Source organism: Streptomyces sp. B21-105 (assembly GCF_036898465.1).
GTDB lineage: Bacteria > Actinomycetota > Actinomycetes > Streptomycetales > Streptomycetaceae > Streptomyces.
Genome location: NZ_JARUMJ010000001.1, coordinates 2,442,925 through 2,455,187 on the forward strand (window position 1 = coordinate 2,442,925; position 12,263 = coordinate 2,455,187).

A 12,263-nucleotide genomic window follows, 5' to 3' on the forward strand; every position below is an offset into this window, starting at 1 on the left:
TGATCAGTTGTGGCTGTGGAGGATCTCGTTCAGGCCGCCCCAGACGGCGTTGTTCGGGCGGGCCTCGACCGCGCCGGTGACCGAGTTGCGGCGGAACAGGATGTTCGAGGCGCCGGACAGCTCGCGGGCCTTGACGATCTGGCCGTCGGGCATGGTGACACGGGTGCCCGCGGTGACGTAGAGGCCGGCCTCGACGACGCACTCGTCGCCGAGGGCGATGCCGACGCCCGCCTCGGCGCCGACGAGGCAGCGCTCGCCGATGGAGATGATCACGTTGCCGCCGCCCGACAGCGTGCCCATCGTGGACGCGCCGCCGCCGATGTCGGAGCCGTCGCCGACGATGACGCCAGCGGAGATGCGGCCCTCCACCATCGAGGTGCCGAGGGTGCCGGCGTTGAAGTTGACGAAGCCCTCGTGCATGACCGTCGTGCCCTCGGCGAGGTGCGCGCCGAGGCGGACCCGGTCGGCGTCGGCGATCCGGACGCCCTTCGGGGCGACGTAGTCCGTCATGCGCGGGAACTTGTCGATGGACGTGACCTGGAGGTGCAGGCCCTCGGCGCGGGCGTTCAGGCGGACCTTCTCGACGTCGTCGACGGCGACCGGGCCGAGCGAGGTCCAGGCGACGTTGGCGAGGTGGCCGAACATGCCGTCCAGGCTCTGCCCGTGCGGCCGGACGAGCCGGTGCGAGAGCAGGTGCAGGCGCAGGTAGACGTCGTGAGCGTCGAGCGGCTTGTCGTCGAGGGAGGCGATGACCGTGCGGACCGCGACCACGTCGACGCCCCGGCGGGCGTCCGGGCCGACCGCCTTCGCCGCGGCGTCGCCGAGGAGCTCCACGGCCTGGTCGGCCAAGAGCCGCTCGGTGCCGGCCGGGCCGGGCTCGGCGACGAGCGCCGGCGCGGGGAACCAGGTGTCGAGGACGGTGCCGTCGGCGGCGATCGTGGCGAGTCCGGTGGCCGCGGCGCCGGTGGTGCGAGGAGCAGTCGTGTCGGTCATGACGGCAACCTAACCGGCGGGGGGCCGCAGAGGCCAACCCGCACAGCGGTGTCTCAGGAGGCGGGCCGCGGGGCCCCGCCCGCCTGCTGAGTTCTCCTTGGGAACCAACTGTGCCAGCATGGCGCTCCCCCCTCTGCGAGAGGCGGGGAGAAACCACGCAAGGCCGGGACGAGCCGCGGTGGCCGGGACGAGCCGCGGTGGCCGGGGTACGGCCGACGGCAGAGGGCCGGCAGCAGAGGGAGGGCGGGACGCATGGCGCGCAGGACGAGTCTGGAGGACTCCGGCTGCGCCATCGCGCAGGCCCTGGACGTCGTCGGGGACTGGTGGACCCTGCTGATCGTCCGGGACACCGCGCGCGGTGTGCACCGGTTCGACGAGCTTCAGCGCGAACTCGGCCTGTCACGCAAGGTGTTGACGGAGCGGCTGCGGCTGCTGGTCGACGCGGACGTGCTCACCCGGGTGCTGTACCAGGAGCGTCCGCCGCGGTACGAGTACCGGCTCACCCCGCGCGGCCGGGCCCTGCTGCCGGTCCTGGTCGCCCTCCAGGACTGGGGCGACGCCTGGATCCTCGGCGACGGCAGCGCCACGGCCACTGCCGAGGAGGCGTCCGCCGAGGCGCGGCGCGTGCACGCCCTCGTGGGCGCCCGGCTTCCCGTGCTCCGGCTGGTCGACGACCGCGGGACACCGCGCGATCCCGTGTCGGACGACGCCTCCTGCACCGTTCTCTACTGCTTTCCCGGCGCCTATGCCCGCCCCGACGGCTATCCGCCGGGCTGGACCGACATCCCGGGCGCCTCGGGCTGCACGCTGGAGTCGTGCACCTATCGCGACCGTCTGGCCGAGTTCCGCGCGGCGGGCGCCGCGGTGCACGGGGTGTCCACCCAACGGCCGGACGAGCAGCGGGCGTTCGCCGAGAAGGAGCGGCTCGGCTTCCCGCTCCTCTCCGACGCCGAACTGACGCTGATCAGCGCCCTGCGCCTGCCGACGTTCCGGGCGGCCGGGGCGAGCCGGCTGAAGCGGCTGACCCTGATCGTCGACCGGGAACGGGTCGTGCGCCACGTGCAGTACCCGGTCACCGACATCGCGGGCAGCGTGACGGCGGCCCTGGACGCCGTGCGCGACCTCGACACCCGCTGACGACACGCCGGGCGCACCGCTCCGCCGGGACCGGGCGGCACTCCGCAGGAGGCGACGGCGCTCAGCGGCCCCCGACGCCTCCGGCGTTTCCGATGCCTCCGACGCCTCCGACGCCTCCGGCGGCTCCGGCGGCTCCGGCGGCTCCGGCGGCTCCGGCGGCTCCGGCGTCCAGACGTGCGGGGACGAGCAGCCGGGCCAGGGCCTCCCGGGTGTACTCCTCGTCGTAGGGGGCGTCCGTCAGCAGGACCTGGAGGCAGATGCCGTCCATCAGCGCGACCAGGGCCCGTGCGGTGCGGGGGTCGGTACGGCGGGCGAGGAGAGCGGCGAGGTCCTCGGCCCACTCGGCGGCGACGGGGCGCAGTGCCGGGCGCCGTAGGGCGGCCAGGTAGAGCTCGTACTCCAGCTCGACGCCGGTGCGGTCGCCGGCCAGCCATTCGCCGAGCAGTCCGGCCAGTTCCGTCGGCAGGTCGACGCGGTCGTCCGCCAGTCCGCCGTGCGCCGCGACCACTTTGGCGAAGCCCTCGCTGGCCTGCCGCAGGGCGGCCGTCATCAGCTCGTCGAGGGTGGCGAAGTGGTACGTGGTGGAGCCGAGCGGGACGTCGGCCTCGGCCGCGACCGAGCGGTGGCTCAGGCCGGCCAGTCCTTTCGCCCCGACGACCCGGATCGCCGCGTCGATGATCCGCTGGCGCCGCTCGGGGTCGTAGCGGCGGGCCATCAGTGCGCACCCCCCAGGTTCAGCAGCACCACTCCCCCGACGATCAGCAGGATTCCCGCGATCCTGACAGGTGTCAGGGCCTCCCCGAACAGGACGAGCCCGATGAGGGCGATGGCCGCGGTGCCGGCCCCGGCCCAGATCGCGTAGGCGGTGCCGATCCCGACGGTCTTCAGCGTCTGCGCGAGGAGGAGGAAGGACAGCAGGTAGCCCACGGTGGTCAGCAGCGCCGGCCAGAGCCTGCTGAAGCCGTCGCTGTACTTCATGGCCGTCGTCGCGGCCACCTCGGCGGCGATGGCGCCGGCGAGCGTCAGATATCCCATGCGTACAAGCGTACACAGTGATGCGTACGGTCGTACACAAAGGCGCGCACCCAGCGCCACACCCGGTGCCAGTCCATGAAGGTGTTCCCCGCGCCCCTCCATGGGCGCGAACCCACGCGGAACCCCGCCCACCCACACGCACCCCCGCCCACCGCCACGCACCCATGCCCACCCACACACACCCGTGCGTACGCCTGGTTACGCGCAACGGCACGCATCGGTAGGCACATCCACACACATCGGCACTCCGGGCGCCGGTCGATCGCGCCCAACTGACGGGAGATTCGAAAGCGTTATGGAAGGCGCTCACCCAAACGGATGAACGCACGCCACAGCTTCCACTACTGTTTCACCGTTCACATACCGGCTCTTCAGTCGGGACGCCGCTGGAGGAACAGCGCATGCCAGAAGACAAGTCCCGGCCGCCCCAGGAACAGCCCTGGGAGAACGGCTGGGCCCCGGACACCTCCCGGGCCCCCGGAACTCGACGCCTGTGGCTGGCCGGCGGCCTCGCCGTCGCCACCGTCCTTGCGTGCGTGACCGCGATCGCCTTGAACGACAGGCCCGCTGACGCGAAGTCCGAAGCCGGCCGGCAGCAGACGCTGTCGGACGACGAGACGCCCGGCGGCCTCATCTCCTTCGCCACGCCCTCCGGCAGCGGATCCGCGACGCCGACGGGGAAGAAGCCCGCGTCCGCGTCCCCCTCGCCGTCGGCGTCCGTGTCACCGGAGACGTCCTCCTCCCCAGGGCCGCAGGGCAGTTCGTCGCCCGGCGTCTCGGCCGCTCCCTCGGCCCCCGCGCCCGGGAAGCCGGCCGACCCGCCGGCGTCCCGTGACGAACGGTCGGTGCAGGCGGTCAACTACCCCGACCGCTACTGGCACGTGAGCGGTTCGCTGGTGAAGCTCGACGCGCCGCGCGGCTCGGAGTCCCGCGAGGACTCCACCTTCCACGTGGTCAGCGGGCTGTCCGACAGCTCCTGCATCTCGTTCTCGACGCACGACGGCCGGTACCTGCGCCACCGGAACTTCGTCCTGCGCTCCGAATACAACGACGGCTCCTCGCTGTTCCGGCAGGACGCCACCTTCTGCCCCACGTACTCGGGGTATTCGGGCGCGGTGCTGTTCCAGTCGGTGAACTACCCCAACTACGCGCTGCGCCACAAGGACTTCCAGCTGCGCCTGGACCCGTACGGCTACAACACGACGAACCGGACGGACTTCGCGTTCCGGCTCGTGGGCCCGCTGGGCTGAGCCCCACCGACCGACCCGCCACCCTGCCGACTCACCGAGCCACCGGTTCCACCGACTCACCCGCACGTGAAAGCGGCGGCACCCCCGGTTGGGGGTGCCGCCGCTTTCACGTGCGGGTCCGCGTTGCTCGGTACGCGGTGACGGCTCTCAGACGTTGAAGCCGAGCGCGCGCAGCTGCTCGCGGCCGTCGTCCGTGATCTTGTCCGGGCCCCACGGCGGCATCCAGACCCAGTTGATGCGCAGCTCGTTGACGATGCCGTCGGTGGCGGACTTCGCCTGGTCCTCGATGACGTCGGTCAGCGGGCAGGCCGCCGAGGTCAGGGTCATGTCGATCGTCGCGATGTTCGCGTCGTCGATGTGGATGCCGTAGATGAGTCCGAGGTTGACGACGTCGATGCCCAGTTCCGGGTCGACGACGTCGTACAGGGCCTCGCGGACCTCCTCCTCGGAGGCCGGCTTCATCTCCAGGGTCTCGCTCATGCCGTCTTCCTTTCGACGTCGGCGTCGGCGCCCAGCGCCTGGGCCGTCGCGTCCTTCCACGCCATCCAGCTGAGGAGGGCGCACTTGACCCGGGCCGGGTACTTGGAGACGCCGGCGAACGCGACCGCGTCCTCCAGCACCTCCTCCATGGCGTCGTCGGGCTCGATCTTCCCCTTGGACTGCATCAGCTCCAGGAAGGTCTCCTGGATCTTCTGCGCGTCGGCCAGGTCCTTGCCGACCAGCAGGTCGTTCAGGACGGACGCGCTCGCCTGGCTGATGGAACAGCCCTGGCCCTCGTAACTGACGTCCTCGATCGTCGTACCGTCGTACTTCACCCGCAGGGTGATCTCGTCGCCGCACGTCGGGTTCACGTGGTGCACCTCGGCGTCGCCATCGCGCAGACCACGCCCGTGCGGGTGCTTGTAGTGGTCCAGGATGACGTCCTGGTACATCGAGTCCAGCTTCATGCGCTCGCTCGCCAACCCCTCAGCCGAAGAAGTTCCGTACGTGCTCCAGACCGTCGACCAGGGCGTCGATCTCGGCCGTCGTGGAGTACAGATAGAACGACGCTCGCGTGGTCGCGGGAATTCCGTAGCGCAGGCAGACGGGACGGGCGCAGTGGTGGCCCACCCGGACCGCGATGCCCTGCTCGTCGAGCACCTGGCCCACGTCGTGCGGGTGGATGTCGCCGAGCGTGAAGGAGATCGCCGCGCCCCGGTCCTCGGCCGTCGTCGGGCCGATGATCCGCAGGTCGGGGACCTCGCCGAGCCTGCGCACCGCGTACTCGGTGAGCGCGTGCTCATGGGCGAGGATCTTGTCCATGCCGATCGCGGACAGGTAGTCGATGGCCGCGCCCAGACCGACCGCCTGAGCGATCGGCGGGGTGCCCGCCTCGAACTTGTGGGGCGCCGGGGCGTACGTCGACGAGTGCATCGACACGGTCTCGATCATCTCGCCGCCGCCGAGGAACGGAGGCAGGTCCTCGAGCAGCTCCTGGCGGCCCCAGAGGACGCCGATGCCGGTCGGGCCGCACATCTTGTGGCCGGTGAAGGCCACGAAGTCGGCCTGCAGGGCCTGCACGTCCATCGGCATGTGCGGCGCGGCCTGCGAGGCGTCGATGCACACCAGCGCGCCGACCTCCTGCGCGCGGCGCACTATCGCCTCGACGGGGTTGACCGTGCCGAGGATGTTCGACACCAGCACGAAGGAGACGATCTTCGTCTTCTCGGTGATGATCTCGTCGATGTTGGAGAGGTCGAGCCGGCCGTCGTCGGTCAGGCCGAACCACTTCAGCTTCGCGCCCGTGCGCTGCGCCAGCAGCTGCCACGGCACGATGTTGGAGTGGTGCTCCATCTCGGTGATGACGATCTCGGTCTCGTGGTCGACCCGGTAGGGCTCGTCGGCCCAGCCGAGCATGTTGGCCACGAGGTTGAGCGACTCGGAGGCGTTCTTGGTGAAGATCACCTCGTCGCGGCTCGGCGCGTTGACGAACGCGGCGACCTTGTCGCGCGCGCCCTCGTACAGCGCCGTGGCCTCCTCGGCGAGCACATGCACACCGCGATGGACGTTGGCGTTGTAGCGCTCGTAGTAGTCACTGAGAGCGTCCAGCACCTGGCGCGGCTTCTGCGAGGTCGCCGCGTTGTCCAGGTACACGAGCTTCTTGCCGTCGTGGATCTGCCGATCCAGGATGGGGAAGTCCTTGCGGATCGCCTCGACGTCGAGGAGGCCCGGCAGCTGTGTCACGCGACTTCCTCCTTTGAGTGGCCTCCGGCCACGGGGCCACCCTTCGTGTCGACTTCGTCCTGCTTCGCGTACGCCTCGTAGCCCTCGTTCTCCAGCTTGTCGGCGAGCTCGGCGCCACCGGACTCGACGATGCGGCCGCCGGAGAAGACGTGGACGAAGTCGGGCTTGATGTAGCGCAGGATGCGCGTGTAGTGCGTGATCAGCAGGGTGCCGACCTCGCCGGTCTCGCGGACGCGGTTGACGCCCTCGGAGACGATGCGCAGGGCGTCGACGTCCAGACCGGAGTCCGTCTCGTCGAGGTCGGGATCGCGACCTTCGGCCGGAGCAGCTCCAGCTGGAGGATCTCGTGGCGCTTCTTCTCACCGCCGGAGAAGCCCTCGTTGACGTTGCGCTCGGCGAAGGAGGTGTCCATGTTGAGGCGCTGCATGGCCTCCTTGACCTCCTTGACCCACAGGCGGAGCTTGGGGGCCTCGCCGCGGATCGCGGTGGCGGAGGTGCGCAGGAAGTTCGACACGGAGACGCCGGGGACCTCGACCGGGTACTGCATCGCGAGGAACAGGCCGGCGCGGGCGCGCTCGTCGACGGACATCTCCAGGACGTCCTCGCCGTCGAGGGTGACGGTGCCGCCGGTGATCGTGTACTTGGGGTGACCCGCGAGCGAGTAGGCGAGCGTCGACTTGCCGGAGCCGTTGGGGCCCATGATGGCGTGCGTCTCGCCCTGCTTCACGGTGAGGTCGACGCCCTTGAGGATCTCCTTCGTGGCGTTGTCGGCCTCGACGGTGACGTGCAGGTCTCGGATTTCAAGCGTTGCCATGGGTGCCTCAGGACTCCTGGGTGAGGGAGACGAGCACGTCGTCCCCTTCGATCTTTACGGGGTATACGGGGACGGGGCGCGTCGCGGGAAGGCCGGACGGCTTGCCGGTGCGCAGGTCGAACGAGGAACCGTGCAGCCAGCACTCGATCTGGCAGTCCTCCACCTCGCCCTCGGAGAGCGAGACGTTCGCGTGGGAGCAGATGTCGTGGATGGCGAACACCTCCCCCTCGGTGCGGACGACCGAGACCGGCGTGCCGTCGAGCTCCACCCGTTTCGGGGTGTCGTCCTCCAGCTCGCTCAGTCCGCAGGCGCGTACGAAGGCCGTCATCAGACCGTGGCCTTCAGCTCGGTCTCGATCTTGGCGAGCAGCCGCTCCTCGATGTCGTCGACGCCGATCTGCTGGACCAGCTCGGCGAAGAAGCCGCGGACCACCAGGCGGCGGGCCTCGTCGGCCGGGATGCCGCGGGCCATCAGGTAGAAGAGCTGCTCGTCGTCGAAGCGGCCGGTGGCGGAGGCGTGGCCGGCGCCGACGATCTCGCCGGTCTCGATCTCCAGGTTGGGCACCGAGTCGACGCGCGCGCCGTCCGTGAGGACCAGGTTGCGGTTCATCTCGTAGGTGTCGGTGCCCTCGGCCTTGGCCTCGATGAGCACGTCACCGATCCACACGGCGTGCGCGGCCTCGCCCTGGAGGGCGCCCTTGTAGACGACGTTGGACTTGCAGTGCGGCACGTTGTGGTCGACCAGCAGGCGGTGCTCCTGGTGCTGGCCGGCGTCAGTGAAGTACAGGCCGAACAGCTCGGCCTCGGCGCCCGGGCCGGCGTACGTCACGCGCGGGTGGAGGCGGACGAGGTCGCCGCCGAAGGTCACCACGACCGACTTGAAGCTGGCGTCACGGCCGACGAGGGCGTTGTGCTGGGCCACGTGCACGGCCTTGTCGTCCCAGTCCTGGACGGAGACGACGGTCAGCTTCGCGCCGTCCCCGAGGACGTAGTCGACGTTGGCGGCGAGCACCGCGTCACCGGTGTGGTCGATGACGACGACCGCCTCGGCGAACGCGCCCAGCTCGATGACCTGGTGGCCGTAGGACACCCCGCCCTCGCCGTGCACCGAGACGCGGATCGGCTCGGTGAGGACCGTCTCCTTGGGGACGGTGATCACGCCGGCCTTCTCGAACGCCGAGTAGGCCTGGGCGGCGATCCGGTCCACCGGGACACCGGCCCTGCCCAGGCGCGGGTCGTCGCGGTCGGCGAGTTCGACGGTGACGCCGTCGGGGGCCTCGACGGCGACCTTCAGGCCCCCGCCCGTGGCGACGGCGGTGCCGTCGTGCAGGCCGCGCAGCCGCTCCAGCGGCGTGAACCGCCACTCCTCCTCGCGACCGTGCGGGACCGGGAAGTCCGCGACGTCGTAGGACGGGGGCGCGCTCATGCGCGTGGCGACGGTCGACTCGGCGGCCACCGCGATCTGGCCGGCGGTCGTGCTGCCCACCGGGATATTCGTAGCCTCAGCCATGGCTGTCGGTCTGCTCTCTTCCTACGTCAGAAATTGCTCGCTGCTGTCCGGCGGCGGGTCTTAACCGACCGCGCCTTCCATCTGCAGCTCGATCAGCCGGTTGAGTTCGAGGGCGTACTCCATGGGCAGCTCCTTCGCGATGGGCTCGACGAAGCCGCGCACGATCATCGCCATCGCCTCGAACTCGGTCATGCCCCGGCTCATCAGGTAGAAGAGCTGGTCGTCGCTGACCTTGGAGACGGTGGCCTCGTGGCCCATGGAGACGTCGTCCTCGCGGACGTCCACGTAGGGGTACGTGTCGGAGCGGGAAATGGTGTCGACGAGCAGCGCGTCGCACAGCACGTTCGACTTGGAGCCGTGGGCGCCCTCGCCGATCTCGACGAGACCGCGGTAGGAGGTGCGGCCGCCGCCGCGCGCCACGGACTTGGAGACGATGTTGGACGAGGTGTTCGGCGCCATGTGGACCATCTTGGAGCCGGCGTCCTGGTGCTGGCCCTCGCCCGCGAAGGCGATGGAGAGGGTCTCGCCCTTGGCGTGCTCGCCCATCAGGTAGACGGCCGGGTACTTCATCGTCACCTTGGAGCCGATGTTGCCGTCGATCCACTCCATGGTCGCGCCCTCGTACGCCACAGCGCGCTTGGTGACCAGGTTGTAGACGTTGTTCGACCAGTTCTGGATGGTCGTGTAGCGGCAGCGGGCGTTCTTCTTGACGATGATCTCGACCACGGCGCTGTGCAGCGAGTCCGACTTGTAGATCGGGGCCGTACAACCCTCGACGTAGTGCACGTAGGCGCCCTCGTCGACGATGATCAGGGTCCGCTCGAACTGGCCCATGTTCTCCGTGTTGATGCGGAAGTAGGCCTGCAGCGGGATCTCCACGTGCACGCCCTTCGGCACGTAGATGAAGGAGCCGCCGGACCACACCGCGGTGTTCAGCGACGCGAACTTGTTGTCGCCGACCGGGATGACCGTGCCGAAGTACTCCTTGAAGAGCTCCGGGTGCTCCTTGAGCGCGGTGTCGGTGTCGAGGAAGATGACGCCCTGCTCCTCCAGGTCCTCACGGATCTGGTGGTAGACGACCTCGGACTCGTACTGGGCCGCGACGCCCGCGACGAGGCGCTGCTTCTCCGCCTCGGGGATGCCGAGCTTGTCGTACGTGTTCTTGATGTCCTCGGGCAGGTCCTCCCAGGACTCCGCCTGCTTCTCCGTGGAGCGCACGAAGTACTTGATGTTGTCGAAGTCGATGCCCGACAGGTCCGAGCCCCAGTTCGGCATGGGCTTCTTCTCGAAGAGCCTGAGTCCTTTGAGACGGAGCTTCGTCATCCACTCGGGCTCGGACTTCTTCGTGGAGATGTCCCGGACGACGTCCTCGTTGATGCCGCGCTTCGCAGAGGCGCCGGCCGTGTCGGAGTCGGCCCAGCCGTATTCGTACTTGCCCAGACCCTCGAGTTCGGGGTGGGCAGTCTCCGTGGGGAGCGTCATGCGGGGTTCCTCCCGGCCGTGCTAGCGGATGCGTTCTGGGTGGCTGTGGAAACTCTGGGGATGAACGTCGTGCAGACGCCGTCGCCGTGCGCGATGGTCGCCAGCCGCTGGACGTGCGTCCCGAGCAGCTGGGAGAAGATCTCGGTCTCCGCATCGCAGAGCTGCGGGAACTTCTCCGCGACATGGGCGACGGGGCAGTGGTGCTGGCACAGCTGCTCGCCGACCGGTGCACTGCGCGCCGTAGCAGCGTACCCGTCTGCGCTCAGGGCCTTGGCCAGGGCTTCGGTGCGCTCTTCCGGGGCGGCCGCCTCGATCGCCTGACGGTATCCGGCGGCCTGCTCGGCGATCCTCGCGCGGGCGAACGCGACCACTGCCTCGTCCCCGCCGAAACGCTCCTGGATCCAGCTCAGGGCATCGGCGGCGAGCTTGTCGTAGGACTGGTCGAAGGCGTCCCGGCCGCAGTCGGTGAGAGCGAAGACCTTGGCCGGACGACCGCGCGTGCGCGCGCCGTACACGCGCTGCTCACGGGGCTGTACGACGTCGTCGGCGACCAACGCGTCGAGGTGGCGGCGTACGGCGGCCTGGGTGAGGCCCAGCCGTCCGGCCAGCTCGGCGACGGTCGAGGGCCCGTGGTCCAGGATGGACCGCGCGACCCGGTTGCGCGTCGAGCGCTCCCCGGTCGCGAGCTCCTCCTGCGGGGTCCCCGTAGGGGCCTCCCGAGCCTCGCCAACGTTTTTCACAACGCCATTGTTGCGTAATTCCTCAGGGGCAGGCAAGCCGTGCTTGATCCATCAGGCGGTGCCCTGCATCACTTAGGCATACCTAATCTGACCTGGAGAAACGATCTCCGCCCGACCGGCGACGCCCGGCCCGGCGCATAAACGGCTGGCCGGCCCGACCGGCATCCAGGAGACTGCCCGACCATGCCCACACCTCCTCCCATCGGCCCACTCGTCACCCGAAGCACCCTCGCGGCGGACCTCGGCGCGCTCGGTGTCGAATCCGGCGAAATCCTCCTGGTCCACTCCTCCCTCAGCTCCCTCGGCTGGGTGTGCGGGGGCGCCGTCGCGGTCGTGCACGGGCTGCTGGACGCGCTCGGCCCGGACGGCACGCTCGTGGTCCCGGCCCACAGCGGGCAGCTGTCCGATCCGGCGGTGTGGAGCGATCCGCGGGTGCCCGAGCCGTGGTGGGAGACGATCCGGGCGGCCATGCCCGCGTACGACCCCCTCATCACCCCCACCCGCGGCGTCGGCGTGATCCCGGAGACGGTCCGCACCTGGCCCGGCGCCCGGCGCAGCGCGCATCCGCACGCCTCCTTCGCAGCGCTCGGGGCACGGGCCGCCGAGATCGTCCACGGGCACGCGCCCGACTGCCGGCTGGGTGAGCACAGCCCGCTGGCCCGTCTGGAGCAGGAGGGTGCGCGGGTGCTCATGCTCGGCGCGGGCTACGCCGCCTGCACCAGCTTCCACCTCGCCGAATACCGCATACCGGCTCCGCTGGTGCAGGTGGGACGGCCCGGTCCGGGCGGCTGGGAGGAGGTCACCGAGGTGTCGATCAGCGCGGCCCGCTTCGACGAGCTCGGCCACGACTTCGAACGGGACCGACCCGTCGTGCGGGGCAGGGTCGGCGCGGCCGACGCCCGGCTGTTCCCGGTCGCGGACGCGGTGGCGTACGCGCAGCGGTGGCTGCCCCTGCACCGCTCCCGCGAGGACGAGTGCTGAGCGCCCCGCCGGGCCGAAGGCTGAGCCCCCGGCGGGCCGGACCCCGCCGGGCGCGGCCGCTTCCCGTACCCGCCGGTCGGGACCCCGGGCCGCGAACCT

General features: G+C 70.2%; 12 protein-coding genes and 2 pseudogenes. 3 read left to right on the top strand and 11 right to left on the bottom strand.

Translation table 11 applies throughout. From position 1 onward, the window contains the following. Nucleotides 1-3: 3 nt before the first annotated feature. The gene (gene dapD / locus QA802_RS11035) at nt 4-993 is read right to left on the bottom strand and encodes a 2,3,4,5-tetrahydropyridine-2,6-dicarboxylate N-succinyltransferase (protein WP_334520645.1); all 990 of its coding nucleotides are present in this window, start codon (nt 991-993) and stop codon (nt 4-6) included. 252 nt (nt 994-1,245) lie between these two features. On the opposite strand from dapD, the gene QA802_RS11040 reads away from it, so the two are divergent. Further along, complete coding sequence (locus QA802_RS11040; RefSeq protein WP_334520647.1) at nt 1,246-2,130, top strand: winged helix-turn-helix transcriptional regulator; 885 nt, start codon at nt 1,246-1,248, stop codon at nt 2,128-2,130. A 172-nt stretch (nt 2,131-2,302) separates the two neighbouring features. Here QA802_RS11040 and QA802_RS11045 read toward each other — a convergent pair. Together QA802_RS11045 and QA802_RS11050 are read right to left on the bottom strand one after the other, a co-directional pair. Further along, nucleotides 2,303-2,845, bottom strand: a pseudogene (locus tag QA802_RS11045) (TetR/AcrR family transcriptional regulator); the annotation flags it as partial. Further along, nucleotides 2,845-3,165 (bottom strand): DMT family transporter, encoded by a 321-nt coding sequence (locus QA802_RS11050; RefSeq protein WP_334520652.1) that lies wholly within the window; start codon nt 3,163-3,165, stop codon nt 2,845-2,847. The pseudogene QA802_RS11045 and the gene QA802_RS11050, both read right to left, overlap by 1 nt. A 401-nt stretch (nt 3,166-3,566) precedes the next feature. Here QA802_RS11050 and QA802_RS11055 point away from each other — a divergent pair, with 401 nt between their 5' ends. Next, nucleotides 3,567-4,415 carry an AbfB domain-containing protein gene (locus QA802_RS11055; RefSeq protein ID WP_334520655.1) on the top strand — a complete coding sequence of 283 codons (849 nt, stop codon included), beginning with the start codon at nt 3,567-3,569 and terminating at the stop codon, nt 4,413-4,415. Between the two features lie 147 nt (nt 4,416-4,562). On the opposite strand, the gene QA802_RS11060 is transcribed toward QA802_RS11055, so the two are convergent. From QA802_RS11060 to QA802_RS11095, 8 genes and pseudogenes are all read right to left on the bottom strand, one after another. Further along, nucleotides 4,563-4,895, bottom strand: a complete 333-nt coding sequence (locus QA802_RS11060; RefSeq protein WP_005477879.1) for a metal-sulfur cluster assembly factor — start codon at nt 4,893-4,895, stop codon at nt 4,563-4,565. After that, nucleotides 4,892-5,362: a Fe-S cluster assembly sulfur transfer protein SufU gene (gene sufU / locus QA802_RS11065; RefSeq protein ID WP_319170067.1), complete on the bottom strand. Its 471-nt coding sequence runs from the start codon at nt 5,360-5,362 to the stop codon at nt 4,892-4,894. Before sufU ends, QA802_RS11060 begins: the two co-directional genes overlap by 4 nt. Before the next feature lie 19 nt (nt 5,363-5,381). Further along, the gene (locus QA802_RS11070; protein WP_307041750.1) at nt 5,382-6,638 is read right to left on the bottom strand and encodes a cysteine desulfurase; all 1,257 of its coding nucleotides are present in this window, start codon (nt 6,636-6,638) and stop codon (nt 5,382-5,384) included. Next, a pseudogene (gene sufC, locus QA802_RS11075) lies at nt 6,635-7,452 on the bottom strand (Fe-S cluster assembly ATPase SufC). Before sufC ends, QA802_RS11070 begins: the two are co-directional and overlap by 4 nt. Before the next feature lie 7 nt (nt 7,453-7,459). Then, nucleotides 7,460-7,780 carry a non-heme iron oxygenase ferredoxin subunit gene (locus QA802_RS11080; RefSeq protein WP_319169943.1) on the bottom strand — a complete coding sequence of 107 codons (321 nt, stop codon included), beginning with the start codon at nt 7,778-7,780 and terminating at the stop codon, nt 7,460-7,462. Beyond that, the gene (sufD, locus tag QA802_RS11085; RefSeq protein ID WP_334520666.1) at nt 7,780-8,961 is read right to left on the bottom strand and encodes a Fe-S cluster assembly protein SufD; all 1,182 of its coding nucleotides are present in this window, start codon (nt 8,959-8,961) and stop codon (nt 7,780-7,782) included. The genes QA802_RS11080 and sufD overlap by 1 nt, the downstream gene beginning before the upstream one ends. A 60-nt stretch (nt 8,962-9,021) precedes the next feature. Beyond that, a complete protein-coding gene (sufB, locus tag QA802_RS11090) occupies nt 9,022-10,443 on the bottom strand; it encodes a Fe-S cluster assembly protein SufB (protein ID WP_266727049.1) in 1,422 nt (473 codons plus the stop codon). Continuing rightward, nucleotides 10,440-11,183, bottom strand: coding sequence for a helix-turn-helix transcriptional regulator (locus tag QA802_RS11095; RefSeq protein ID WP_334520673.1), 744 nt, complete (start codon nt 11,181-11,183; stop codon nt 10,440-10,442). The genes sufB and QA802_RS11095 overlap by 4 nt, the downstream gene beginning before the upstream one ends. A 183-nt stretch (nt 11,184-11,366) precedes the next feature. On the opposite strand from QA802_RS11095, the gene QA802_RS11100 reads away from it, so the two are divergent. Then, on the top strand, nt 11,367-12,164 hold the full coding sequence (locus tag QA802_RS11100; RefSeq protein ID WP_334520676.1) for an AAC(3) family N-acetyltransferase: 798 nt from the start codon (nt 11,367-11,369) through the stop codon (nt 12,162-12,164). The last annotated feature ends 99 nt before the right edge of the window (nt 12,165-12,263 follow it).